Source organism: Nocardia testacea NBRC 100365 (assembly GCF_000308775.1).
GTDB classification, from domain to species: Bacteria; Actinomycetota; Actinomycetes; order Mycobacteriales; family Mycobacteriaceae; genus Nocardia; species Nocardia testacea.
Genome location: NZ_BAGJ01000127.1, coordinates 25664 through 50862, shown reverse-complemented (window position 1 = coordinate 50862; position 25199 = coordinate 25664). Strand labels below are relative to the sequence as shown.

At 68.2% G+C, this 25199-nt stretch carries 24 protein-coding genes and 2 tRNA genes; 17 read left to right on the top strand and 9 right to left on the bottom strand.

The window, feature by feature from the left end; genetic code table 11:
* A partial coding sequence (locus tag ON38_RS17610; protein WP_039825910.1) for a helix-turn-helix domain-containing protein occupies positions 1–323 on the bottom strand: 323 nt, incomplete at its 3' end.
* 314 nt (positions 324–637) lie between these two features.
* On the bottom strand, positions 638–955 hold the full coding sequence (locus tag ON38_RS17600) for a hypothetical protein (protein ID WP_051164905.1): 318 nt from the start codon (positions 953–955) through the stop codon (positions 638–640).
* A 363-nt stretch (positions 956–1318) separates the two neighbouring features.
* On the opposite strand from ON38_RS17600, the gene ON38_RS17595 reads away from it, so the two are divergent.
* From ON38_RS17595 to ON38_RS17580, 4 genes are all read left to right on the top strand, one after another.
* Positions 1319–1522, top strand: a complete 204-nt coding sequence (locus ON38_RS17595; RefSeq protein ID WP_030521844.1) for a cold-shock protein — start codon at positions 1319–1321, stop codon at positions 1520–1522.
* 609 nt (positions 1523–2131) lie between these two features.
* Positions 2132–3730: a phosphoglycerate dehydrogenase gene (gene serA, locus ON38_RS17590; RefSeq protein ID WP_039825908.1), complete on the top strand. Its 1599-nt coding sequence runs from the start codon at positions 2132–2134 to the stop codon at positions 3728–3730.
* Between the two features lie 182 nt (positions 3731–3912).
* Positions 3913–4920, top strand: a complete 1008-nt coding sequence (locus tag ON38_RS17585) for a 3-isopropylmalate dehydrogenase (RefSeq protein ID WP_039825907.1) — start codon at positions 3913–3915, stop codon at positions 4918–4920.
* A gap of 106 nt (positions 4921–5026) precedes the next feature.
* A complete protein-coding gene (locus ON38_RS17580; protein ID WP_039825906.1) occupies positions 5027–5629 on the top strand; it encodes a Uma2 family endonuclease in 603 nt (200 codons plus the stop codon).
* Between the two features lie 164 nt (positions 5630–5793).
* Here ON38_RS17580 and ON38_RS17575 read toward each other — a convergent pair whose 3' ends face one another.
* Positions 5794–7011, bottom strand: a complete 1218-nt coding sequence (locus tag ON38_RS17575) for an MFS transporter (RefSeq protein WP_218000790.1) — start codon at positions 7009–7011, stop codon at positions 5794–5796.
* A 187-nt stretch (positions 7012–7198) separates the two neighbouring features.
* On the opposite strand from ON38_RS17575, the gene ON38_RS17570 reads away from it, so the two are divergent.
* The 4 genes from ON38_RS17570 (at position 7199) to ON38_RS17555 (ending at position 9954) form a co-directional block, all read left to right on the top strand.
* Positions 7199–7960 carry a fumarylacetoacetate hydrolase family protein gene (locus ON38_RS17570; RefSeq protein ID WP_039825905.1) on the top strand — a complete coding sequence of 254 codons (762 nt, stop codon included), beginning with the start codon at positions 7199–7201 and terminating at the stop codon, positions 7958–7960.
* Between the two features lie 13 nt (positions 7961–7973).
* Positions 7974–9449 (top strand): glutamate--tRNA ligase, encoded by a 1476-nt coding sequence (gene gltX, locus ON38_RS17565; protein ID WP_039825904.1) that lies wholly within the window; start codon positions 7974–7976, stop codon positions 9447–9449.
* Positions 9450–9660: 211 nt separating this feature from the next.
* Positions 9661–9732 (top strand) — tRNA-Gln (locus ON38_RS17560).
* Between the two features lie 149 nt (positions 9733–9881).
* Positions 9882–9954 (top strand) — tRNA-Glu (locus tag ON38_RS17555).
* 746 nt (positions 9955–10700) lie between these two features.
* On the opposite strand, the gene ON38_RS17550 is transcribed toward ON38_RS17555, so the two are convergent.
* Both ON38_RS17550 and ON38_RS17545 read right to left on the bottom strand, forming a co-directional pair.
* Positions 10701–11228, bottom strand: coding sequence for a pyridoxamine 5'-phosphate oxidase family protein (locus ON38_RS17550; RefSeq protein ID WP_039825903.1), 528 nt, complete (start codon positions 11226–11228; stop codon positions 10701–10703).
* Positions 11229–11262: 34 nt separating this feature from the next.
* On the bottom strand, positions 11263–11964 hold the full coding sequence (locus ON38_RS17545) for an IclR family transcriptional regulator (protein WP_039825902.1): 702 nt from the start codon (positions 11962–11964) through the stop codon (positions 11263–11265).
* Positions 11965–12110: 146 nt separating this feature from the next.
* Here ON38_RS17545 and leuC point away from each other — a divergent pair, with 146 nt between their 5' ends.
* The 3 genes from leuC to ON38_RS17530 all read left to right on the top strand — a co-directional run bounded on the left by leuC (position 12111) and on the right by ON38_RS17530 (position 14979).
* Entirely contained in the window at positions 12111–13526 is a 1416-nt protein-coding gene (gene leuC / locus ON38_RS17540; RefSeq protein WP_174372430.1) for a 3-isopropylmalate dehydratase large subunit, read from the top strand.
* A 49-nt stretch (positions 13527–13575) separates the two neighbouring features.
* Complete coding sequence (leuD, locus tag ON38_RS17535) at positions 13576–14184, top strand: 3-isopropylmalate dehydratase small subunit (protein ID WP_039825901.1); 609 nt, start codon at positions 13576–13578, stop codon at positions 14182–14184.
* 156 nt (positions 14185–14340) lie between these two features.
* The gene (locus tag ON38_RS17530) at positions 14341–14979 is read left to right on the top strand and encodes an HU family DNA-binding protein (protein WP_039825900.1); all 639 of its coding nucleotides are present in this window, start codon (positions 14341–14343) and stop codon (positions 14977–14979) included.
* Positions 14980–15277: 298 nt separating this feature from the next.
* Here the strand turns inward: ON38_RS17530 and ON38_RS17525 are convergent, their stop codons facing one another.
* The 3 genes from ON38_RS17525 to cofC form a co-directional block, all read right to left on the bottom strand.
* Entirely contained in the window at positions 15278–16243 is a 966-nt protein-coding gene (locus tag ON38_RS17525; protein WP_051164903.1) for an NUDIX hydrolase, read from the bottom strand.
* Positions 16240–18423 (bottom strand): RNA degradosome polyphosphate kinase, encoded by a 2184-nt coding sequence (locus ON38_RS17520; protein ID WP_039825899.1) that lies wholly within the window; start codon positions 18421–18423, stop codon positions 16240–16242. The genes ON38_RS17525 and ON38_RS17520 overlap by 4 nt, the downstream gene beginning before the upstream one ends.
* Before the next feature lie 130 nt (positions 18424–18553).
* Positions 18554–19243, bottom strand: coding sequence for a 2-phospho-L-lactate guanylyltransferase (gene cofC / locus ON38_RS17515; RefSeq protein ID WP_039825898.1), 690 nt, complete (start codon positions 19241–19243; stop codon positions 18554–18556).
* Positions 19244–19273: 30 nt separating this feature from the next.
* On the opposite strand from cofC, the gene ON38_RS17510 reads away from it, so the two are divergent.
* Both ON38_RS17510 and ON38_RS17505 read left to right on the top strand, forming a co-directional pair.
* Positions 19274–20269, top strand: a complete 996-nt coding sequence (locus ON38_RS17510) for an NAD(P)H-dependent glycerol-3-phosphate dehydrogenase (protein ID WP_039825897.1) — start codon at positions 19274–19276, stop codon at positions 20267–20269.
* A gap of 55 nt (positions 20270–20324) precedes the next feature.
* Positions 20325–21440 carry a D-alanine--D-alanine ligase family protein gene (locus ON38_RS17505; RefSeq protein WP_039825896.1) on the top strand — a complete coding sequence of 372 codons (1116 nt, stop codon included), beginning with the start codon at positions 20325–20327 and terminating at the stop codon, positions 21438–21440.
* A 6-nt stretch (positions 21441–21446) separates the two neighbouring features.
* Here the strand turns inward: ON38_RS17505 and ON38_RS17500 are convergent, their stop codons facing one another.
* Positions 21447–22040 carry a DUF3515 domain-containing protein gene (locus tag ON38_RS17500; protein ID WP_039825895.1) on the bottom strand — a complete coding sequence of 198 codons (594 nt, stop codon included), beginning with the start codon at positions 22038–22040 and terminating at the stop codon, positions 21447–21449.
* A 204-nt stretch (positions 22041–22244) separates the two neighbouring features.
* On the opposite strand from ON38_RS17500, the gene ON38_RS17495 reads away from it, so the two are divergent.
* Genes ON38_RS17495 through ON38_RS17480 form a run of 4 tightly spaced genes read left to right on the top strand, consistent with a single transcriptional unit; the run spans position 22245 to position 25177 of the window.
* A complete protein-coding gene (locus ON38_RS17495) occupies positions 22245–23291 on the top strand; it encodes a thiamine-phosphate kinase (RefSeq protein WP_306306679.1) in 1047 nt (348 codons plus the stop codon).
* Positions 23292–23302: 11 nt separating this feature from the next.
* The gene (locus ON38_RS17490) at positions 23303–23986 is read left to right on the top strand and encodes a uracil-DNA glycosylase (RefSeq protein ID WP_039825894.1); all 684 of its coding nucleotides are present in this window, start codon (positions 23303–23305) and stop codon (positions 23984–23986) included.
* Positions 23987–24023: 37 nt separating this feature from the next.
* Positions 24024–24263 (top strand): hypothetical protein, encoded by a 240-nt coding sequence (locus ON38_RS17485; RefSeq protein WP_039825893.1) that lies wholly within the window; start codon positions 24024–24026, stop codon positions 24261–24263.
* 50 nt (positions 24264–24313) lie between these two features.
* On the top strand, positions 24314–25177 hold the full coding sequence (locus tag ON38_RS17480) for an alpha/beta fold hydrolase (protein ID WP_039825917.1): 864 nt from the start codon (positions 24314–24316) through the stop codon (positions 25175–25177).
* Positions 25178–25199: the final 22 nt, after the last annotated feature.

Genomic DNA, 25199 nt, shown 5'->3' with positions numbered 1-25199 from the left:
GCCACGGGCCGGCGCCGGAACCGGAGCTCCTCGGCCACCTGTTCGGTGAGCGCGCCCAGGGAGGTGCCGAGAGCGCCCGCCAGCGCGGCGATCATCTCGCTGGAGGGTTCCTTGCGGCCGCGTTCCACCTCGGAGAGATACTGCGGTGAAATACCCGCGCGCTCAGCGGTTTCCGCGAGCGTTTCGCGTTTCTCGGTGCGCAGCGTGCGGAGCCGGCCACCGAGTACCTCGCGCCACAGCGGCTCGGGCCGCTCCACCGGCTGCCGGGGCGGCCGCTCGGCGCGACCACCGGGAATCGCCTGGAGTCTGCGGGGCTCGGTCATGGACAGAGCCTAGAACTCGGGTCCGCCGGTGCGCGCGGATTACGCTACGGGCGTACATCCGGGCCGGCTCGGGTGACCGATATGCGGAGTTGTGCCCGCGAAGAGCCGATCCCGCGGCCCGATCTGTGCCGGGGCGCTGCCGGACAGCGCCCACACGGGCGGCTTCTCCGCGTCGAGCACCGGCAACAGAGGCGTCGGTGCGGGTGTGCCGGTGTTCGGTGCGCAGGCCGCGCGGTGCGGTACCGGCATCGCGGGCGGATCCCTGCCGGATTCGGCCGGATATGCGGGCCCGCGCACGCGGGCCCGCATATCGGTCAGCTGCTGCCGAAGAGGCCGCGCAGCAGGTGGCGGACCCAGCCCGCCGGGTCCTGCCAGCCGCGGTCGCGGTGCCGGTCGTGGTTCCAGTGGTCGTCGCGGTCCCAGTGGCGGTCACGGTCACGGTCGCGGTCCCAGTGGCGGTCGCGATCACCGTGGCGGTCGCGATCCACCTGGGTGTAGCCCGGGGCCGGGGCCGCCGGGTCGGCCATCGCGGGCGCCGCGAGGCCGGCCAGCGGGACCAGGGTGATGGCACCCGCGACGGCGAGCCGGGCGGTGGCCCGGCGGGTCGCGGATACTCGGTTCGTGCGGAACACTTCGAATCCTCTCGTGCGGTGTCCGCCGGCACGGCGGAAGTGGCCGGCCGGCGGACGTTGAACCTTCACCCTCGCGCAATGGTCACGAAAGTCACAGACCTTCCGTGGATCCGATCGAGAAATCATCCCCGGGTACTACGGGGAAACCCGGGGCCCTGCTTCGACCGGGCGATGAGCGGGTCATCCGCGCGATGGATCGCCTCGTCGGAGCGTGACGCCGGTCTCCTCGGCGCCGAGTCCTTCCTCGCAATGGAAAATTTTCGAAGTGGAGGAACTTTCCCGGACGTGGCATCGTTGTCAGAGAGATCAGGTGGATCGACCGTGGTCCGTCTGGCTCGCAACAGAAAGTATGAAGTAAGTAACATGGCTCAAGGCAGCGTGAAGTGGTTCAACAGCGAGAAGGGCTTCGGCTTTATCGCGCAAGACGGGGGCGGACCTGACGTCTTCGTGCATTACTCGGCAGTGTCGGGAAGCGGTTTCCGTACCCTCGAAGAGGGTCAGCGCGTGGAGTTCGAGATCGGGCAGGGCCAGAAGGGTCCGCAGGCTCAGGACGTCCGCGCCATCTGAGTGGTGTGACGAAGTAGCGAGGCCCCGTACCGGAAGGTACGGGGCCTCGCTCCGTTTCCGGGGCATATCGCGGGGGTCTCGACTGGAAGCCGACCGCTGGGTATGGAAATTTTTTGTCGACCCGGTTCGAGCGGGACCGGGTCCGCCGGTCGTCGTTTTGCCGGTCGGCTGATACACGCCGAATCGAGAATTATCGGGCGAGGGCGCTCGGCCGCCCAGTGTGAAAATCCGGCAATTCGAATCGGGCGGTCCGAGTACCGGAATTCGGACCGCGCGGACATTCGGCCCGACGCCGCCCCGAAGACTTTTCTCCGCTTCCGATCCGGTCCGGCGGATTTCGAATGTTGTTCCCCGGGCCGAGCCGGGTCCACGCGGCGGGTTCCGCGTCCGTGGCGGCGGCCCGGGCCCGGGCGCATACGCCTGCCACGGTAAAGCCCCCACCGGCTCCCCCCGGGTGGGCGACGATCCGTTGCGTGATCCACCCCACCCGGCCGGCCGGGTACGCGCAGGTCGGCAGATACCGAAAGCAGGGGGTGGCACAGGGCCGGATCGGTCCGAACTAAGCTTGGGCCGTCAACTGGCCGTCCCCACATCCAGGAGTATCCCACTGTGAGCCAAGCAGGCCGTCCTGTAGTTCTGATCGCCGACAAGCTCGCCCAGTCGACCGTCGACGCGCTCGGTGACGGTGTCGAGGTCCGCTGGGTCGACGGCCCGGATCGGCCCGCGCTGCTGGCCGCGGTGCCCGAGGCCGATGCGCTGCTCGTCCGCTCCGCGACCACCGTCGACGCCGAAGTCCTCGAAGCGGGCAAGAACCTCCAGATCGTCGCCCGGGCCGGAGTCGGCCTCGACAATGTCGACGTCCCCGCCGCCACCGAACGCGGTGTGATGGTCGTCAACGCGCCCACTTCCAATATCCACACCGCCGCCGAGCATGCCGTCACCCTGCTGCTGAGCGCGGCCCGCCAGATCCCGGCGGCCGACGCCACCCTGCGCGAGCACACCTGGAAGCGCAGCAGCTTCAACGGTGTGGAGATCTTCGGCAAAACCGTCGGTGTGATCGGCCTGGGCCGGATCGGACAGCTGTTCGCGGCGCGCCTGGCCGCCTTCGAAACCAAGATCGTCGCCTATGACCCCTACGTCTCTCCGGCCCGCGCCGCGCAGCTCGGCATCGAACTGCTGAGCCTCGACGAGGTGCTCGAGCGGGCCGATCTCATCTCCATCCACCTGCCCAAGACCCCGGAGACCAAGGGCCTGCTCGGCAAGGACGCGCTTGCCAAGACCAAGAAGGGCGTCATCATCGTGAACGCCGCGCGCGGCGGCCTGGTGGACGAGGCCGCGCTCGCCGAGGCGATCACCTCCGGACATGTCCGGGCCGCCGGTATCGACGTCTACGAGACCGAGCCCTGCACCGACAGCCCGCTGTTCGAACTGCCCCAGGTCGTGGTGACCCCGCATCTGGGCGCCTCCACCACCGAAGCCCAGGACCGGGCGGGCACCGATGTCGCCAAATCGGTGCTGCTGGCCCTGGCCGGTGAGTTCGTACCCGGCGCGGTCAATGTCACCGGCGGTGTGGTCGGCGACGAGGTCGCCCCGTGGCTGGATCTGGTCCGCAAGCAGGGCGCCCTGCTCGGTGCGCTCGCCGACGAACTGCCGGTGAGCCTCGAGGTGCAGGTGCGCGGCGAACTGGCCGCCTCCGAGGTCGAGGTACTGCAGCTCGCGGCCTTGCGCGGGGTGTTCTCCGCCCATGTGGATGATCAGGTCACCTTCGTCAACGCGCCGGCACTGGCCGAGGCCCGCGGGATCAGCGCCGAGGTGACCACGGCGACCGAGAGCCCCAGCCACCGCAGCCTGGTGGATCTGCGCGCGGTGTTCGGCGACGGCCGCACCATCAATGTCGCGGGCGCGCTGACCGAGCCACAGCAGGTCGAGAAGATCGTCAACATCAACGGCCGCAACTACGATATGCGCGCCGAGGGCATCAACCTGGCCGTCCTCAACTACGAGGACAAGCCGGGCGCACTCGGCAAGGTCGGCACCGCGCTGGGCGCCGCCGAGATCGATATCCTCGCCGCGCAGCTCACCCAGGACGCCAACAAAGAAGGCGCCACCGTCGTGCTGCGGGTCAACAAGGAGGTGCCCGAAGCGGTGCGTTCCGAGATCGCCGCCGCGGTCGGTGCCGCCAAGGTCGCCCTGGTCGACCTGTTCTGAGCTGTTCCGTGCACGCCGCCGCCCGGGCCGGTGGGCGGCGTGCACCGACGGGTAACCGTCCGCCCCGGGCCGTGCGTTCCGGGGCGGGCCCGTACCCGGCCACCGTCCGGTGACAGATCTACCCGGCCCGGCAGCCGCGTCCCGCTCTGTTCGCGGCCTCGTTCGTAGAAAGCGTGGTTGTCATGAAACTCGCCGTGATCCCCGGTGACGGTATCGGACCGGAAGTCGTCACCGAGGCGCTCAAAGTGCTCGATGTGGTGCTGCCCGGGGTCGAACGGACCCACTACGACCTCGGCGCCAAGCGTTACCACGCCACCGGGGAGATCCTGCCGGAATCGGTGCTGCCGGAACTGAAACAGCACGACGCGATCCTGCTCGGCGCCATCGGCGACCCGTCGGTGCCCAGCGGCATTCTGGAACGCGGTCTGCTGCTGCGCACCCGGTTCGCGCTCGATCACCATGTGAACCTGCGCCCCTCCAAGCTGTACCCGGGCGTCGGCAGCCCGCTGGCCGGCACCCCGGATATCGATTTCGTGGTGGTCCGGGAAGGTACCGAGGGCCCGTACACCGGCACCGGCGGCGCGATCCGAGTGGATACGCCGCACGAGGTCGCCACCGAGGTCAGCACCAACACCCGGTTCGGGGTCGAACGTGTGGTCCGCTACGCCTTCGCCAAGGCACAGGCCCGGCGCAAGCACCTCACCCTGGTGCACAAGACGAACGTGCTCGCGTTCGCCGGTTCGCTGTGGCAGCGCACGGTGGACGAGGTCGGCGCGGAATTCGGTGATGTCGAGGTGGCCTACCAGCACATCGACGCCGCCACCATCCATATGGTCAACGACCCGGGCCGATTCGACGTGATCGTCACCGACAACCTGTTCGGCGATATCATCACCGATCTCGCCGCCGCCGTCAGCGGCGGTATCGGCCTGGCGGCCAGCGGCAATATCGATGCCACCGGCACCAACCCGAGCATGTTCGAACCGGTGCACGGCAGCGCCCCCGATATCGCCGGTCAGTCCAAGGCCGACCCGACCGCGGCCATCCTCTCGGTCTCGCTGCTGCTCGAGCACAAGGGCGAGACCGCGGCCGCCGCCCGCATCCAGGACGCGGTCGCCAAGGATCTGTCCGGCCGCACCGGTACCGCGTCGACCACCGAGATCGGCGATCGGATCGCCGCCGCCCTCTGACCTCGAGAGCCCCGGATTTCCGTGCGCGAAATCGGGTTGCGTGTCCGATACCATCGGGGATACCTGGGCGTATCCCCGATGGACGGCCCGAGCACTTGGAGGCAGCATGACCGCGTGGCACGCCACCAGTGATGTCGGCTTCGGCCCGTACACAGTGCTGGATCTCTACGATCTGCCGGAGGACGGCAAGGGTTTCGAACTCGAGGACGGGTGGTTGGTCGAGGTGGCAGCGGGGGCGCGGCACCACTTCATCGGGTGGTCGCTGGCCGGCCGAATCCGGACAGCCGCGGGATGCGCAGACGTATTCGTCTGTGACGGCGGCGAGTGGGAGGTCAGCACGCCGTCGGGTGTCCGTAAGCCCGATGTGTTCCTCGTCCCCAAAACAGTGGCGCGAGCCGCGATTGTCGACGAATCGCCGAAATTGATTCCGGGTACCGACATCCTGCTGGCCGTCGAGGTGGTGTCACCGGGTAGCGGCAGCGAACGCACCGACCGCGTGCGCAAGGTCCGCGAGTATGCGGCGCTGGGAATTGCGGAGTACTGGATCATCGAACATCAGCCGCATATACGGATTCATCGAGGCACCCTTGACGGTGCCTCCTATCGGTGGGACCCGCCGGTGGCGGAAGGCACCGAGTTCATCGCCGAGATCGAGGCCGACGCGAGAATTCGCGTGGCGCTCGATCCGGCGGTGCTCATCGAGATCTGACGAGTGCGATCCGCTCGTCCGACCCGGCCGGGCCACCGGATGCACCACAGACACGACTATCCAGGTGGTGGTCGACTCGCTGTGCTCGTCGAGACCCGATCGATTATCCGTTGGGCATCCGGTACGGCCGGGGAGCGGTCGGCGGTAACGGATTCGGCCCCCGATTACTCGAGGGGCTTTTCCGACGCCACCGGGACCAGCGGGATCGCCACGGCTGCCAAGGCCGCTGCGGCCAGGTAGACCGCCGGGAAACCGGTCGCGGTGATGAGCGCGCCGAATACCGGCGGCACCGCGGCGACGGTCAGGTTCTGGCCGGTGTTCTGGATGCCCAGCCCGCGACCGCTCCAGAACGGCCCGGCGCGTTCGGCGATCGCGGTGAAGGCCAGACCGTTGTCGGAGACCGTGACCACCGAGGCGGCGACGAGCAGTGGGACGGCGGCCCACCACCAGTGCGTCCAGGAGGTCAGCGCCAGCAGGGCCATGGTGGCGACCGCGGCGATCGCGACCTGGCGCAGCGGGCCCATCCGGCTGCCGACCCGGTCCGACCAGGCGCCCGCGCCGATCCGGCCCAGTGCGCCCAGAATCTGGGTGCCGGTGACCAGCGCGCCGGCCGCCGCCAGCGACCAGCCGAGGTCGCGGTGCAGCCACAGCAGCGCGAAGGTCCAGACCGTGGCCTGGGGTATGACCAGCAGAATCGATACGCCGTGGATACGCCACAGCGTGCTGCTGCCCCGGTAGGGGTTGATGCCGGTCGCCTGGGCTCGGGCCGGCCGGGGCGGGTCGACGACGCCCAGCAGACAGCACACGGCGGCCAGTCCGGCGAGGATCGCGGGCACGCTGAGCGCTGGTGCGACACCGAACCGGTCGGCGACCAAGGGTATGGACATCGCCGCGATTCCGACGCCCAGCGGCTGGCCGGTCTGCCGGATTCCCATGGCCAGGCCGCGCCGGTCGGGCGGGAACCAGCCGACGATCACCCGGCCGCTGGCGCCGTTGGTGCTGGCGGCGCCGATCCCCCCGAGGAACAGCAGGACACCCAGGGCGGGGTAGCTGGTGGTGAAGGCGGCGGCCGCCCCGGCCGCGCACATGATCACCGGCCCGGCGACCAGGGCGATGCGTTCGCCGACCCGGTCGACCAGATAACCCCAGGCGATGAGAGTGCAGCACAGGCCGACGGTGGGCATGGCCACCAGCAGGCCGGCGGTGGGCAACGGCATACCCCCCGCTGTCAGCGCGGGGAGCAGGAACGGCACCCCGTGGACGAAGATCGCGCTGGACACCTGGGCGAAGACCCCGAAGGCGAGCATGAGCCAGCGGTGTACGGGGGATATCTGTCTGCCGGACGCGGCGACCGGCAGGGCCGCCGAAGGACTGTGCGCCATGGTTCCCCATCTCGGAACGAGACATATCTCAATATGTAAGAATTGCGTCTCAATCTTTGAACGTACGACGGTCACGGTACACCTCGCGACCCGGGATCCCGCAAGTGGTGTCGCTGTTCTCGCCGCCGGACGGACCGACCGGTCGGGCGCATTCGGGCTGGTGAACCCGGCTGGATAGACTTCGGTCATGCGTCTAGGTCGAGTTGCCAGCCCCGACGGGGTCGCGTTCGTCGCCATCGAAGGCGAAACCGCCAAGGAAATCGCCGAACATCCGTTCGGCACCCCGACGTTCACCGGCCGCAGCTGGCCGTTGGCCGATATCCGTCTGCTCGCCCCGATCCTGGCCAGCAAGGTGATCTGCGTCGGCAAGAACTATGCCTCCCATGCCGCCGAGATGGGCGGTGAGGCTCCGGCCGAACCGGTGATCTTCATGAAACCGAATACGTCCATCATCGGTCCCGATATCCCGATCATCGTGCCGCCCAGTTCGTCCCGCGTCGACTACGAGGGCGAGCTCGCCGTGGTCATCGGGCGGCCCTGCAAGGACGTACCCGCGGCCCGGGCCAGGGACGTCATCCTCGGCTACACCGTCGCCAATGATGTGACCGCCCGCGACCAGCAGGCCCAGGACGGCCAATGGACCCGGGCCAAGGGCTACGACACCTTCTGCCCCCTCGGGCCGTGGATCGAAACCGAACTCGATCCCGCGGACCTCGAGATCAGCACCGAACTCGACGGTGAAGTACGACAGCGCAGTACCACATCGCTACTGCTGCACGATATCCCGGATATCATCGAATGGGTCACCCGCGTGATGACCCTGCTCCCCGGTGACGTGATCCTCACCGGAACTCCCGAAGGTGTCGGCCCGATGAAAGACGGTCAAACGGTCTCGGTCACCGTCTCCGGTATCGGCACGCTCACCAATCCTGTTGCCGCAAAACGCTGAACGAAAGAGGGACATGACAAACGTACGGGTCCGTTTCTGCCCGTCGCCCACCGGAACACCGCATGTCGGGCTCATCCGCACGGCACTGTTCAACTGGGCCTATGCCCGCCATCAGGGCGGCACGTTCGTCTTCCGTATCGAGGACACCGATGCCGCGCGGGATTCCGAAGAGTCCTATCAGGCGCTGTTGGAGGCGTTGCGCTGGCTCGGACTCGAGTGGGACGAAGGCCCGGAAATCGGCGGGCCCTACGCGCCCTACCGGCAGTCACAGCGGCGCGAAATCCACCGCGACGTGGTGCAAAAACTCCTCGATGCCGGTGAAGCGTACGAATCCTTTTCCACGCCAGAAGAAGTCGAGGCGCGCCACCGTGCGGCCGGGCGTGATCCGAAACTCGGCTACGACAATTTCGATCGCGACCTCACGGCCGAGCAGATCGCCGAATACAAGGCCGCGGGCCGGGGCGCGGTGGTCCGGCTGCGTATGCCCGACACCGACCTCACCTGGCACGATCTGGTACGCGGGGAAACCACCTTCAAGGCGGGTTCGGTGCCGGACTACGCGCTCACCCGCGGCACCGGCGACCCGCTCTATACGCTGGTCAACCCGGTCGACGACGCCACCATGCGGATAACTCACGTCCTGCGCGGCGAAGACCTCCTCTCCTCCACGCCGCGTCAGCTCGCGCTCTATGCCGCGCTGCAGCGCATCGGGGTCGCCGATTTCACTCCCGAATTCGGTCATCTGCCGTTCGTGATGGGGCAGGGGAACAAGAAGCTGTCCAAGCGCGACCCGGAGTCCGACCTCTTCCTCCACCGCGCTCGAGGATTCATTCCCGAGGGCCTCCTCAATTACCTCGCGCTTCTCGGCTGGAGCATCGCCGACGACCACGATGTCTTCTCCATGGACGACATGGTCGCGGCCTTCGACATATCGAAAGTAAATTCGAACCCGGCCCGCTTCGATCAGAAGAAGGCCGATGCGATCAATGCCGAGCACATCCGTTTGCTGGAGCCCGCCGATTTTGCCGGACGGTTGCGCACTTTTTTCACCGAGCGCGGATATATCGGTGCCGGAATAGACGAGAAGGTATTCGCCGCCGCCGCCGATCTCGTGCAGACGCGCATTGTCGTGCTCGACGACGCGTGGGGTCTGTTGCGATTCCTCTTCGCGCCGTCCGGCGAGTTCGGTATCGACCCCGCCGCGGGTAAGAAGAATTTGGGACCGGACGCCGCTCCGGTATTGGACGCGGCAATTTCCGCGCTCGAACCATTGACCGCCTGGACCGCATCCGAGATCGAGAACGCGCTCAAAGTCGCGCTCATCGACGGAATGGAACTGAAACCGCGAAAGGCCTTCGCGCCGGTGCGGGTATCGGTCACCGGATCGCATATCAGTCCGCCGCTGTACGAATCCATGGAACTGCTGGGCCGCGAGCTCACCATGCAGCGGCTGCGCGCGGGCCGAGAATGGACGCCGCCGGCCGAATGAGCGCCGGTGTGACACCGCCGTCCCCGCGCCATCGGGGGCGGCGGCCGTCCACCTGCCGCGGGCGGGGCGGCCCACCGCGGCACCGTTACACACCTGATGTGACGGCGTGACCAGGCGATTTGTAGTTTCCCCGGAACGGTTTGGTACTCTCTTTCTCGGCCGGAACGACGGTGCCACCGCAGCCAGCGGTGCAACCGAAAGCCCAGGTCATTGGGGTATGGTGTAATTGGCAACACAGCTGATTCTGGTTCAGCCATTCTAGGTTCGAGTCCTGGTACCCCAGCGGAGATCGCTCTCAGCTTCATCGTCCAGATGCGGTGCGGAACGAGTTATCCAGGCGATTTGGTCGCCGCCGCCCGGTCGGTTACGCTGATCGAGCTTCGGATCGAAAGATCCGCGATCCACTCCAGCCAGGAGTTGATCACAAGTCCTGGCCCCGTCGTCTAGCGGCCTAGGACGCCGCCCTCTCAAGGCGGTAGCGCGGGTTCAAATCCCGTCGGGGCTACTCAGCTGCGAGGCCCATGCTCATGGAGAGCATGGGCCTTTGCTGATTCGCGATGTCTTGCGGGGGTGCAACCCCCGCACCCCGCCCAGGCGGGCTCGGCGCCCCCTGGACCCCCCTTCGCGGACCGGGAGCGGTTCGGGGTGGGCCCGGGGCTTCGCCCCTGGACCCTTTATGGACTGGGAGCGGGCATGGGCCGGGCCGGGGCTTCGCCCCTGGACCCTTTGTGGACCGCTTCTCGGCGAAAGGTGACGCCGGGGGTTCGCCGCTGGAGTGTTTCGGTGGTCGGTGACCCGAGCGGGGGGCTGCCGGGGTTTCGCTCCTGGATCTGTTCGCCGACTGCTTGTGGTCGAGCGTGCGTGAGGATGCTGTGAGCAGCCGTTTTATGGCTGATTACCGGTGGATGTGCCGTCGGCGTGTCGCCCCGGCAGCCCACTGGGATCGTCGGTTCTTCGAGGATGGCGCGGGCTCTTTCTCGACCCGGAAACGATCTCGGGCCGGTGGGTGCGCCGCCCCGGGACTTTCCCGGGCTTGTTGCCTCCGAACGTGAGGCCGGAGCTGTGGCGCGTGGAAACGCCGGCCGAACTGCTTGCTGCGGGCTGGTCGGCGGGTTCGGGCGGGGTCGGACACCGCATGCGGGCCGGTAGCGTCCGGGTAGATGTTGGTGGCCGGGGGCGGCCGGGCGGGCGTGGGTTGCGCGGTGGTGCGGACAGATGCCGGGTGCTGCCGGTCGGGCAGCACCCGGGGGCTCAGTCGTCCAGGGCGTTGGCGGTGGATCCGCCCAGGGGCATGGCGGGCAGGCCCAGTTTGCGGTGGTCCCAGCTGCGGATGCGGTCGGGGACGATGCGGACCGCGACGCGTTTGTTCAGCATGCCTTCGACGTATTCGCGCATATCGTCGGTGTACGGGCCGGTGTAGCGCTCCCAGACGCTGACGCCGACGGCGAACAGTTTTTCCGGGTCGTCGATCACCTCGGCGCGGCCCTCCAGCGAGACTCCGCGCAGTGTGTCGTAGGTTTTCCCGGCCTCGACCATGCAGGTGACCGTGGGGTTGCGCCGCAGGTTGACGGCTTTCTGGGATTTGCCCTTGGTCTCGAACCACAGTTCGGGGATCGCGTCGGGCCGCTCCGGATCGGCGATCAGCGCGTACCACATGGCGGTGAGGTGCGGTTTACCGTCCGCGCCCAGGCTGGCCAGGGTGGCGACGCGACTGCGGGTGAGGAAATCGGTGATCTCGGTATCGGTCATCACGATCTGTGACCGTTGGTTCACTCCCATCAGGCCACCATAAGTGACGGCAGCTGCCCGCCGCTCAGAGTCGGCGGTGCAGCGCATCGGCGGCCGCGACCAGGTCCGCCGCCCAGCGAGCGCCCGGTCGGCGGCCCATTCGATCGATCGGACCCGAGACCGAGACCGCGGCGACCACCGCGCCCTGCTGGTCGCGCACCGGCGCGGATACGCTGGCCACTCCGGCCGCGCGTTCGCCGGCGCTCTGCGCCCAGCCGCGTTTACGGACCTCGGCGAGTGTGCGCTCGGTGAATACGGCGTCACCGAGCACGGTGCGCTGCAGGTCGGGATCGGCCCAGGCGACCAGCACCTTGGCCGCGGATCCCGCGGTCAGCGGCAGGCGGGAACCGATCGGCACGGTGTCGCGCAGCCCGGCGGGGGGTTCGAGGGCGGCGACGCAGATCCGTTCGTTGCCTTCCCGGCAGTACAGTTGCACGCTTTCGCCGGTGATCTCACGCAGCCGGGGCAGAATCGAGCCCGCGGCCTCGAGCAGCGGGTCGGCGGCGCCGGCGGCGAGTTCGGCGAGGGCCGGGCCGGGGCGCCAGGAGCCGTTGCCGTCCCGGGCGAGCAGCCGGTGGGTTTCCAGTCCGACCGCGAGCCGGTGCGCGGTCGCGCGGGGCAGGCCGGTGCGCTCGCACAGCTCGTTGAGACCGCAGGGCCGCTCGGCGACCGCATACAACACTGTCACCGCTTTGTCCAGGACGCCGATACCGCTATGCTGTCTCATACAACGATATTAGCGTCCTGCATTCTGAGATGCCATTACGAACAGCCCAGGTGGTGTCCTGGAAGGGGTCGCATGATTCCAGCTAGCGCGTATCCGGTGCCGGGCAGGCCCGGGCCGGATGCCGAGCCCGAAAGGTGATCGAGACAATGCCACGTACGCTGGCCGAGAAGGTATGGGAACAGCACGTCGTCGCCCGCGGCGAGGGTGAGGGCGAGGCGCGCGAACCCGATCTGATCTATATCGATCTGCATCTGGTGCACGAGGTGACCAGCCCCCAGGCCTTCGACGGTCTGCGGGCGGCCGGCCGCCCGGTGCGCCGGCCCGATCTCACCATCGCGACCGAGGATCACAATGTCCCGACCGTCGATATCGACAAACCCATCGCCGACCCGGTGTCGCGTACCCAGGTGGAAACGCTGCGGCGCAACTGCGAAGAATTCGGCATCCGGCTGCACCCGATGGGCGACCGTGAACAGGGCATCGTCCACGTCGTCGGACCGCAGCTGGGGTTGACCCAGCCCGGCACCACCGTGGTCTGCGGGGACAGTCACACCTCCACCCACGGGGCTTTCGGCGCGCTGGCCATGGGGATCGGCACCAGCGAGGTGGAGCATGTGCTGGCCACCCAGACACTTTCGCTGCGGCCGTTCAAGACGATGGCCATCACCGTGGACGGTGTGCTGCCGCCCGGTGTCACCAGTAAAGACCTCATTCTCGCGGTGATCGCCGAAATCGGTACCGGCGGCGGGCAGGGCTATGTGCTCGAGTATCGCGGTGAGGCCATTCGCAATATGTCGATGGAAGCGCGGATGACCGTCTGCAATATGTCCATCGAAGCCGGTGCCCGGGCCGGAATGATCGCCCCGGACGAAACCACCTACGAGTTCCTGAAAGGCCGCCCGCACGCCCCGCAGGGCGCGGACTGGGATGCCGCGGTCGAGGCCTGGGAGGCGCTTAAAACCGACGAGGACGCGGTTTTCGACCGGGAGGTGCACATCGACGCGAGCGCGCTCACCCCGTTCGTCACCTGGGGCACCAACCCGGGGCAGGGGCTGCCGCTGGGTGCGAACGTGCCCGATCCGGCCCGGATCGCCGACGAGACCGCGCGCGAGTCCGCGGAGAAGGCGCTGCGCTATATGGATTTGACCCCGGGTATGCCGCTGCGTGAGGTCTCGGTGGACGCCGTGTTCGTCGGATCCTGCACCAACGGCCGGATCGAGGATCTGCGGGCCGTGGCGGACGTGCTGAAGGGCCGCAAGGTGGCCGAGGGCGTGCGAATGCTGGTGGTACCGGGCTCTATGCGGGTACGCGAACAGGCCGAGGCCGAGGGGCTGGGCGAGATCTTCACCGCGGCCGGGGCCGAATGGCGGCAGGCGGGCTGCTCGATGTGCCTGGGCATGAACCCGGATCAGCTCGCCCCGGGTCAGCGCTGCGCCTCCACCTCGAACCGGAACTTCGAGGGCCGGCAGGGCAAAGGCGGGCGCACCCATCTGGTGTCGCCGCTGGTGGCCGCCGCGACCGCGGTTCGCGGCACGCTGTCGGCGCCCGCGGACCTCGACTGAGCCCGTCTTATATCGAAACTCACTTATAGCCGAAACAGGGAGAAATACGATGGAAGCCTTCACCGTGCACAAGGGGATCGGCGTTCCGCTGCGCCGGTCCAATGTCGACACCGACCAGATCATCCCCGCCGTCTATCTGAAGCGCGTCACTCGTACGGGATTCGAAGACGGCCTGTTCGCCGCCTGGCGTGGTGACGAGGACTTCATTCTCAACACCGAGCCGTACAAGCACGGCAGCGTCCTGGTGGCCGGGCCGGATTTCGGGACCGGATCTTCGCGTGAGCACGCCGTATGGGCGCTCATGGACTATGGCTTTCGGGTAGTTATCTCTTCGCGTTTCGCCGACATCTTCCGCGGTAATGCGGGCAAGGGTGGCCTGCTGGCGGCGCGAATGTCACAGAATGATGTCGAAATGCTCTGGAAGTTGCTCGAGGAACAGCCCGGACTGGAATTGGTTGTGGACCTCGCGGCGCGCACGGTGACCGCAGGAACCATCGTGTTGCCGTTCGATATTGACGACTACACCAGGTGGCGCCTGTTGGAGGGTTTGGACGACATCGGCCTGACGCTGCGGCGTAGCGATGTGATCGCCGAGTTCGAAAAGGCAAGGCCGGCTTGGAAACCAAAGACCCTGCCGGAACCTATTTCGCAGGCGTAATGTTCTCGGCCTCTTAGTGGGCCCTCAGATGTCGTGGTAGCTGTGCGTGTGCTAGACCACATGAATTTTGGCGTGGCACATAGACTCTTGCCCAATGTGGGTTTACCGTGGTACCTAGTCGGTCCGACGACGGGCCATTAGTCTGCGGAGGATTCAATGAACAAGGCGGAACTGATCGACGTTCTGACCGAAAAGTTGGGTACTGACAGGCGCACGGCCACCGCGGCAGTCGAGCATGTGGTCGACACCATCGTGCGCGCGGTACACAAAGGGCAGAGCGTCACCATCACCGGATTCGGTGTGTTCGAACAGCGTAAGCGGGCAGCTCGGGTGGCGCGGAATCCGCGTACCGGGGAAACCGTCAAGGTGAAGCCCACTTCGGTGCCGGCGTTCCGGCCCGGCGCCCAGTTCAAGGCGGTTATCGCGGGTAAACAGAAGCTCGCGGCAACCGGGCCCGCCGTGAAACGCGGTGTCAATGCTCCTGTGGCGGCCAAGAAATCCACGGCGAAGAAGACAACGGCGAAGAAAACCACCGCCAAGAAGGCCGCGACGAAGGCACCCGCCAAAACAACGGCACGTAAGACGGCCACCAAGGCACCGGCCAAGAGCACCGCCGCCAAGAAGACGGCCACCAAGGCCGCGGCCCGCAAGACGGCGACGAAGACCCCCGCCAAGGCCGCCACCAAGAAGGCCACCGCCAAGAAGACCACCACGGCCGCCAAGTCCACGGCCAAGAAGTCGGCCACCGCGAAGCGGACCCCGGCCAAGAAGACGACAGCCAAAAGGGCTCGCTGACCCGCGGCCCAGCGCGCCGGCGACGCACTGATTCCAGCCGGGGTCCCACCGGATCCCATGTGCCCGGCCCGCCCATGCGGCACCGCCGCACTGTTCGACTCCGCCGGATCCCGGGTGCGTGCTCGCACCCGCGGACGGCACGAGACCCCGCGATCGGTCCTCGTCAGCGAGTCACCGGGTGGTATGACGACTCGGCGATTCGCAGATTCACACAACCGGAACGCCGGACGGACGAGCCCCCGGGCAACCCCCGGGGGCGTAGCCGTCTTTTCGGCCCGATGCCGGTGGGGCCCGCGTCCTAAGCGGTGACCGCGGGCGCGGTATCGACGGACAGCGATCGGTCGAGATGATCGGCGGCCACCAGCCGCTCACCCGAGAACGACAGCACCCACACCGACCCCTTACGGGTCCGCGCGGGTGACAACCGCATCCCGTCCCGGGCCGCCCACCAGCGGACCAGGTCCGGAATGGTGTCGCCCTGGCTGCACAGCACCCGGACCCGCCGCGTCGAGACCAGCGACCGAATCCGGTCCCGGGCCTTGTCCGGATCGGCGGCGTAGCCGATATCGCCCAGTAGCGGTTCGATCTCCACCTCGACGCCGAGCTCCTCGGCCAGCGGAGCCACCGTCTGCACACAGCGCAGCGGTTCGGCCGAATAGACGTCCTGCGCGCCGAACGCCAGCAGATTGGGGACCAGCGCCAGCGACTGGCGATAACCGGCCGGCTCCAGCGGGCGCCGGTCGTCGGGTCCCCGGTAGCGGTCGCGTCGTCCGGCCTTGGCGTGGCGCACCAGCAGCACGGTGTGCGTATCGGCGGGCAGCCGGGTGAACGCCCGCACGATCTGGCGGTCCATCGGATACGACAGCTCCGCCATCACCGTGTCCAGTGAGCACCAGGTCAGTTCGTCGACCTCGTTGTTGGCGCTGAATTCCCCGTCGACGACCTCGGCGGCCCAGTAGTCGACCCGTTTCATCTTGCGGTGCCCGGTGATCGGATAGGTCACTTTGCCGAGATAGCGGCCCAGCCGGGGCCGCAACCCGGTTTCCTCCTCCGTCTCCCGGAACGCCGCCAGGACGGGCGATTCGCCGGGGTCGAGTTTGCCCTTGGGCAACGACCAGTCCTGGTATTTGGGGCGCCGGATGACCGCGATCTCGATACCACCCGCGGAACCGGGTGCGTGCCGCCACAAGACGGTGCCCGCCGCGTGGATATTGGGTGCTGTCCGGGGATCCGGGTAGGTCGGTGGGGTATGCGCGTCGTTCACTGCTGATCCGGACGGCGTAGTCGCATGAGCGCCACCTGATGATCGCGGACTTCGACACCGTCACCGCCGGCCCCGGCCCGGTCGGGGCTGGATTTCCAGTTGCCGTCGGAGTCCAGGACCCAGCATCTGGTCATCGGGTGCAGGGCGGATTCGAAGATCTCGTCGAGCCGCTCGCACAGCCTGGGGTCCTTCACCTGGGCCATGACCTCGACCCGCCGGTCCAGATTGCGGTGCATCATATCGGCGCTACCGATCCAGAACTCGTTCTGGGCCCGGAAGTTGAGAATCCGGGAATGTTCCAGCACGCGGCCCAGAATGGACCGCACCTCGATGTTCTCGCTCATCCCCGGGACACCGGCCCGGAGCCCGCAGATACTGCGGACCACGATGCGCACCGGCACCCCGGCCTGGGAGGCGCGGTAGAGCGCGTCGATGATCTGCTCGTCGACCAGCGCATTGGCCTTCAACCGGATCCCGGCCTCGGCGCCGGATCCGGCCAGTTCGATCTCCCGTTCGATCCGGGCGATGATTCCGGCCCGGATACCGTTCGGGGCCACCAGCAGATTGCGGTAATCGGATTTACGGGAGTAGCCGGTGAGCGAATTGAACAGATCGGTGAGGTCGGCACCAATTTCGGGTGCCGCGGTGAGCAATCCGACATCCTCGTACAGCCGGGCGGTCTTGGGGTTGTAGTTCCCGGTGCCGATATGGCAATAGCGGCGGATGGTGGAACCCTCGCGGCGCACCACCAGGCAGGTCTTGCAGTGGGTCTTCAGCCCGACCAGGCCGTAGACCACGTGCACGCCCGCCTGTTCCAGCGTGCGCGCCCATTTGATGTTGGCCTGCTCGTCGAACCGGGCCTTGATCTCCACCAGCGCCACCACCTGTTTGCCCGCCTCGGCGGCGTCGATGAGGGCGTTCACGATGGGAGAGTCGCCGGAGGTGCGATACAGGGTCTGTTTGATGGCCAGCACCTGGGGATCGGCGGCGGCCTGTTCGATGAAACGCTGGACGCTGGTGGAGAACGAATCGTAGGGGTGGTGCACCAGTACGTCACCCTCGCGCAGCGCCTGGAACACATTGCGCGGCGTCTCCCGTTCGCCGAACGCGGGCGGTGTCGCGGGCACATAGGGGGCGTCCTTGAGGTTCGGCCGGTCCACCCCGTACACCTGCCACAGGCAGGACAGGTCCAGCAGGCCGGGAACCTGGATGACATCGGCGGGATCGACCTCGAGCTCGCGCAACAGCAGATCGAGCATGTGCTCGGTCATATCGTCGGAGACCTCGAGCCGCACGGGTGAACCGAAGCGGCGGCGCGCGAGTTCCCGCTCCAGCGCCTGCAACAGGTCCTCGTCGCGGTCCTCGTCGACTTCGAAATCGGCATTGCGGGTGATCCGGAACGAATGGTGCTCCACCACGGTCATCCCGGGGAACAACTGATCCAGATGCGCCGCGATGAGCGCTTCCATCGGAAGGAACGCGGCGATGCCGCCGCCGCTGGGTCCGGGCCGGCGCACCCGGACGAAGCGGTCCACATTGTCGGGGACCTTCACCCGCGCGAAATGTTCGCCCCCGGTGCTCTCGTCCTGGACTGTCACCGCGAGGTTCAGGCTCAGTCCGCTGATGTAGGGAAAAGGATGAGCCGGGTCCACGGCCAGCGGGGTCAGGACCGGGAAGACCTGCTCCTGGAAATGCGCCGACAACCGTTCCCGTTCGTCGTCGTCGAGATCGGTCCAGTCGATGATCTCGATACCCTCCGCGGTGAGCGCGGGGAGGACCTCGCCGAGGAAGACCTCGGCGTGCCGGACCGCGAGATCCTGGCTGCGGGCCGCGATGAGCGCCAGTTGCTCGTTGGGCGAGCGGCCGTCGGCCGACCGCACCGAAAGCCCCGTTTCGGCGCGGCGTTTGAGCCCGGCGACGCGGACCATGTAGAACTCGTCGAGGTTCGAGGCGAAGATCGCCAGGAATTTCGCGCGTTCCAGCAACGGCAGCGAACTGTCCTCGGCCAGGGCCAGAACTCTGGCGTTGAAATCCAGCCAGCTCAACTCCCGGTTCAGGTAGCGATCGGCCGGCAAACGGGGTGCGGTCCCGCCGGCGGGGATCTGGGTGGCGGCCGGAGGCGGGGTCGGGAGCACCTGCTGCTGCTTGATGGTTTCCGTATCGCTCACACCTACGATCATTCCCTACGAACCGGTGACCATGCATATGCCGTAGATGACTGTTATCTCGAGTTCACGCGGTGGCGGCTGCCCGTTGGCGCGGCCGAGCCGATCCGGTCCACCGAGCCCGCCCGGCGGAGCGAAGGCGGAGTTACGCCTGACACACCTGGGTCACCGCGGCCCGGGCCGGAGCCGGCCAGCCGAGTTCGCCGAGCAGTGCGGCGGTATCGGGGCCGGTCCCCAGCGCCCGCACCGCCGCCAGATCCTCGGCGGTATCGACATCGTGGCGCAGGCCCGGCCAGTCCCCGTGCAGCCGGACCGCGCCCTCGGCCCGGTGGCGATGCGCCGAATCCCGCCCGAACCTGGGCCGTAGCGCGGTACCGGCCGGTGCCAGCAGCGCCGCGGTGCCGGTGCCCGCATGGTCGGCCACGAACGCGCGGGCACCGCGGGCGGCCGCGAGGACAGCGGACAGTTCCGGCGTGCGCAGGGCCGGCAGATCGGCTTGCAGGGCCAGTACGGCCACCTCGCCGTGGCGGTCCCGCAGCGCGGCCGCCGCGGTGGACAGGGCGGTGTTGAGCGGGTCGGGGCCGGCGGTGGCGCTGCGAGGTTCGGGATGGACGGTCGCGCCGAGCGCGCGGGTCGCGCGGGACACCACGGGATCGGGGGTGACCACGGTGATCGAGGCGATTTCCGGGGCCGCCGCGGCCGCGCGCACGGTATCGGTCAGCATGGCCAGGACCAGCCGGGACCGCTCGGCCGGGGCCAGGACTCCGGCCAGCCGGCTCTTGGCGCTGTCCAGGGTTTTCACCGCGATGACGGCGTGCACGGTGTGCGAGCACATGGCCCCATCCTGTCATGGCATATTGGGCTGATGACGAGGGCGGCGGTACTGGGTGCGGGATCGTGGGGCACGGCTTTCGGGAAGGTGTTGGCGGAGGCGGGAACCGAGGTGACCATCTGGGCCCGCCGGCCCGAGGTCGCCGAGGCGCTGGCCACCGACCACCGCAACCCCTACTACCTGCCGGGCGTGCAGTTGCCGCCGGTCGCGGCGACCGACGACTACGCGCGGGCACTCGACGGCGCCGATATCGTGGTCCTGGCGGTGCCGTCGCAATCATTGCGCGCGAATCTGAAGATCTGGTCACCGGCCATCGGCCCCGACGCCACCCTGCTGAGTCTGGCCAAGGGGATCGAGAACGGCACCCTGCTGCGGATGAGTGAGGTGATCGCCGAGGTCAGCGGTGCCGCGCCGGATCGGATCGCGGTCCTGTCGGGGCCCAACCTGGCCAAGGAGATCGCCGCCGGGCAACCCGCGGCCACCGTGATCGGCTGCGCCGATGCCGAACGGGCCGCCGCGGTGCAGCGCGCCTGCGTGACCGGTTACTTCCGGCCCTACACCAACACCGATGTGATCGGCTGCGAACTGGGTGGCGCCTGTAAGAATGTCATCGCCCTGGCCTGCGGAATCGCCTCGGGCATGGGGTTCGGCGACAACTCCCTCGCCGGGCTGATGACCCGGGGGCTGGCCGAGATCATCCGGCTCGGTGTGGCACTGGGCGCCGAACCGGTGACCCTGGCCGGGCTGGCCGGAGTGGGGGACCTGATCGCGACCTGTACTTCCCCGCTGTCCCGGAACCGCTCGTTCGGGCAGGTCCTCGGGAGCGGCGGGTCCATGCAGGCCGCGCAGGAGGCGACGCACGGCCAGGTCGCCGAAGGGGTGAAATCGTGCACCTCGGTGCGCGCGCTGGCCGCGGCCAAGAATGTGGAGATGCCGCTCACCGAGGCCGTGCACCAGGTATGCCACGAAGGACTGGCGGTACAGACGGCGCTGGAGAAACTGCTGGGGCGGCAGATAAAACCCGAATAGCCACGCCGGTGGTCCGGCACGGTTGGCCAGTGGCCCGGCAGGGTACGGTTCGGTCATGAACCGGATCAGGGTGGCCGTAGTTTTCGGCGGACGCAGCAACGAGCACACGGTGTCGTGTGTATCGGCGGGTGCTGTGCTGCGGAACCTCGATCCGGCACGGTTCGAGGCGGTGCCGATCGGAATCACCCCGGAGGGCACCTGGGTGCTCACCGATACCGACGCCGCCGAACTGGGCCGGCACGACCGGACCCTGCCCTCGGTCACCGGGGGTGGCCGGGAACTGATGCTGGCCGCGGACCCGAGCCGCGCCGGGACACTGGTCTCCCTCGACGATCCGCACACCGCCCTCGACGCCGTCGATGTGGTGTTCCCGGTACTGCACGGGGCGTTCGGCGAGGACGGCACCGTGCAGGGCATGCTCGAACTGGCGGGCATTCCCTACGTGGGACCCGGGGTGCTGGCCAGCGCGGCCGGCATGGACAAGGAGTTCACCAAGAAACTTCTCGCCGCCGACGGACTGCCGGTCGGCGTGCAGGTGGTGTTGCGGCCGGGCACCGCCACCGTCACCCCCGCGCAGCGGGAACGGCTGGGATTGCCGGTGTTCGTGAAACCCGCGCGCGGTGGTTCCTCCATCGGGATCACCAAGGTCACCGAGTGGGCCGATCTCGACACCGCGATCGCCGCCGCCCGCGCCCACGACCCGAAGGTGATCGTGGAGGCGGGCATCGTGGGCCGCGAGGTCGAATGCGGGGTGCTGGAATTCCCGGATGGCCGGGTGGAAGCCAGTGTGCTCGCCGAGATCAAGATGCCCGAGGATCTGGCCGATGCCGACGCCGGTGAGAAACCCGGTCCCGCCTTCTACGATTTCGACACCAAATACCTCGACGACGTCTGCGAATTCGACGTACCGGCCAAACTCGACGACGAGGTGTCCGACGAGGTCCGCGAGATCGCGGTACGCGCCTTCCGCGCGCTGGACTGCCAGGGCCTGGCCCGCGTCGACTTCTTCCTGACCGAGGACGGCCCGGTGATCAACGAGATCAACACCATGCCCGGGTTCACCCCGATCTCGATGTATCCGCGGATGTGGGACGAGACCGGGGTCGGTTACGGCAAACTGCTGACCACCCTCGTGGAGACGGCCCTCGCCCGCGGTACCGGGCTGCGCTGACCGTGCTCAGTTCGGCAGTTCGCCCGGGTCGATCGGGCGGGCCGGCAACTGCGCGGTGACGGTATCCGACACCGCCTGTAGCGGAGTCGGGCCGGACCCGTCGGGAACCGTGAGCGCGATATAGGTTTCGCGGTCCACCGCGAACCAGGTGGCGGTGGCGGCCGCGTCGTCGCGGATTTCGAACCACTGCACGCCGTTGACCACCTGTAACGGGGACGCCCGATTGAATTCCAGCGGGCGGTCGAGTCCGCAGCGCAGCACGATCGGTTCACCGCCCTCGGGCAGCTGCCAGGCAGTTGTCGCCGGAGGCGCCGGTTCGACCAGGGTGGCGCGGGTGTACTCGCCGAGGTCGGCGGGCAGTGCGGGCAGCAGGGTGGCACAGGCGGGACCGTTCGCCGCGGGCGCCGGCACCGGACCCAGTGCGAGCGGTTCGCGTTCGACCGGTGTCCGCGCGGCGATGACCGCCGCGACCACCACACCGATCAGCAGTGCGATAGGCAGCGCGACCGCGGTCGCGATCAGTGCGGGCGAATACCCGCTACGTTCGGCGCCGCTGCCGTCCGGGGTTTCGGTGTCCTGGTCCGGCGATGTCCCCGGCATCCTCGGCGGTCCTTTCGTCAGCGCGTACACGGCGGCGGGCGCACGCGGTGTCCCGGCCGCCGCGCCTGGTCACCGGGCACAGGGTACCGTCGTGCGGGAAGCGCCGGAGTATCGGCCGGGCGCACGGGCTCGGGGACCCGCGGAGTCCGGGGTACGGCAACGGTGGCGTTCCGCCGGTGGGCACGGCTCCGTTGCCCGGGGCCGGTGCGGCGGCGACCGGTGGTAACAGCGAGTGAGGAAGGCCCCACGATCAGTACAGGACCGACGGTGCGCGACGTGGGCGAATTCGCCCTCATCGCCCGGATCAACGCGGGCCGGGAACAGGGGCCCGCCGTGCAACTGGGCCCCGGTGACGACGCGGCGGTGCTGGCGGCGGCGCGCGGGCGCTATGTGGTGAGCACGGATATGTTGATCGAGGACCGGCATTTCCGCCTGGACTGGTCGGCCGCGGAAGAGGTCGGCCGCAAGGCCATCGCCCAGAACGCCGCCGATATCTACGCGATGGGCGCCGAGCCGGTCGGCTATGTGGTGGGACTCGGAGTACCGGAGCCGACTCCGGTGGATTTCGTGACCGGGTTGGCGGACGGGTTCTGGTCGGAGGCGGCACGGGCGGGAGGCTCGGTGGCCGGTGGGGATATCGTGCGCAGCCCACAGGTGGTGATCTCGGTGACGGCTTTCGGTGACCCGCTGGGCGAACAACCGGTGACCAGATCCGGTGCGCGGGCGGGTGGGATCCTCGCGATCGCCGGGCGGCCGGGCTGGTCGGCGGCCGGTTACGCGGCGCTGGCGGGTGGGCGCTCGACGGAGCCCGGTCCGGGGGTGGCGCGTGCGGTCGCCGCACATCGTGCCCCGCGACCCGCCTACGACCTCGTCCGTACCGCCGTGACCGGCGGCCATCCGCCGATGGCGCTCACCGATATCTCCGACGGGTTGCTCGCCGATATCGGGCATCTGGCCGAATCCTCGGGAGTCGCGATCGATGTGCGTTCGGCGGCACTGCACGATACCGAGCTCGCGGAATGCGCCGCTTTCCTGAAAGCCGATGCGCGGCAATGGCTTCTGACCGGGGGCGAGGATCATGTGTTCGCCGGGGTCTGGCCGGCCGGTTCCCCGCCGCCCCCCGGCTGGACCGTGATCGGCGCTATCGAGGCCGGTCACGGGGTGACCGTGGACGGCGCCCGGTACCGCGGTCCGCAGGGCTGGGAAGCGTTCTCCGGGACGGACTCGGCGAATGTCGGCCACTCACGATAGGTTGTGCGGTCATGAGCACGAAACCACTCGTGGAAATCATCGATCCGGGCTGGGCGAAGGCACTGGATCCGGTCGCCGACCGTATTGCGGAGATGGGCGAATTCCTGCGTGCCGAGAACGCCGCGGGCCGCGGGTATCTCCCCGCCGGGGAGAATGTACTGCGTGCTTTCCAGGAGCCGTTCGAGGCCGTCCGCGTGCTGATCGTGGGCCAGGACCCCTATCCGACTCCGGGCCACCCGATGGGACTGAGCTTCTCGGTGGCGCCGGATGTTTCGCCGGTACCCCGCAGCCTGGCCAACATCTTCGCCGAATACACCAAGGACCTGGGCCATCCCACCCCGAGTTGCGGCGACCTCAGCCCCTGGTCGCGCCAGGGTGTGCTGATGCTGAACCGGGTCCTCACGGTATCTCCCGGCAAACCGGCCTCCCATCGCGGCAAAGGCTGGGAAAAGGTCACCGAGCAGGCGATCGCGGCCCTGGTGGCCCGCGACGAGCCGCTGGTTGCGGTGCTGTGGGGCCGCGATGCCGCCTCCCTGAAACCGGCGCTGGCGGCGGCGGAGGTGCCCAGTATCGAATCCGCGCACCCGTCACCGCTGTCGGCATCGCGCGGGTTTTTCGGCTCGCGTCCGTTCTCCCGGGTCAATGAATTGCTGGACGAACTCGGCGCCGAGCCGGTGGACTGGCGCCTGCCCTGAGTGGGCGTCGAAAGAGAAACAAGATAGAGGAGCACATATGAAACTGCGCGGCATCACCGCCTCGCTCGCGTTGGGCGCCGCCCTGACGGGGGCGGCCGGAGCGACGGCCGGAGCGGCCCCGCTGACCCTGGAACCGATGAGTCCGGCGACCGATCCCGCGGCCCCGATCGCCGAGGATTTCACCTCGACCGGCTCGTCCACGATCTCGGCCTCGGTGAACGCCAAAGGCGCCTGCCTCTTCCAGCGGACCCTGAGCGCCATGGACCTGGACTGCTGATTCGTCCGTTCGTACGGCGTAACGCCCGCATATTTGCGATGCTGAAAATCGTGAGTAATGCGAACAATTTGCTCGATCCCGTCCAGCTGCTGTTACGCGGCCGGGGCGGGATCGAGCTCGTTGCGGACCGGTACGGCCCGCCGGACGGCCCGGCCGTGCTCTTCCTGCACGGCGGCGGCCAGACCCGGCATTCCTGGAAACGAACCGGGGCGCAGCTCGGCGCCGCGGGAATCCGGGCGGTCACGCTGGACGCGCGCGGCCACGGTGACAGCCAATGGGCACTCGATCGCGACTACCGCTACGAGGCCATGGTCGGCGATGTACTCGCGGTTCTGGAACAGCTGGGCGGCGGCCCCGTGGTGGTGGTCGGCGCCAGTATGGGCGGTATCACCGGGCTGCTGGCCACCGCGGCCCCCGGTGGCGACGCGATCGGCGCGCTGGTCCTGGTGGATATTGTCACCCGGCCCGAACCCGAGGGTGTCAATCGCGTGCTCACCTTCCTGAGCAAGAACCCCGACGGATTCGCCACCCTCGACGAGGCCGCGGATGCCGTGGCCGACTACCTTCCGCACCGGCCTCGGCCCAAATCCAACGCGGGACTGCTGCGTAACCTCCGGCAACGCGACGGCCGCTGGTACTGGCACTGGGATCCGGGCATTCTCGGCGACAAGGCCGCCGACCCCGACGAGATGGCGAGCATGCTCGAAGGCGCGGCCCGGGCACTCGATATCCCGGTTCTGCTCGTACGGGGGCTGCAATCGGATGTGGTGAGCGCCGCGGGCGCCGCGGAATTCCTGGAATTGGTTCCGCATGCCGAGCTGGTCGAGATCGGCAATGCCGCCCATACGGCCGCCGGCGACGACAACGACGCGTTCACCGAGGCGGTGGCGAAGTTCGTCACCCGGGTTCGCTGACCCGGCCCGCCCGCGGCGGCCC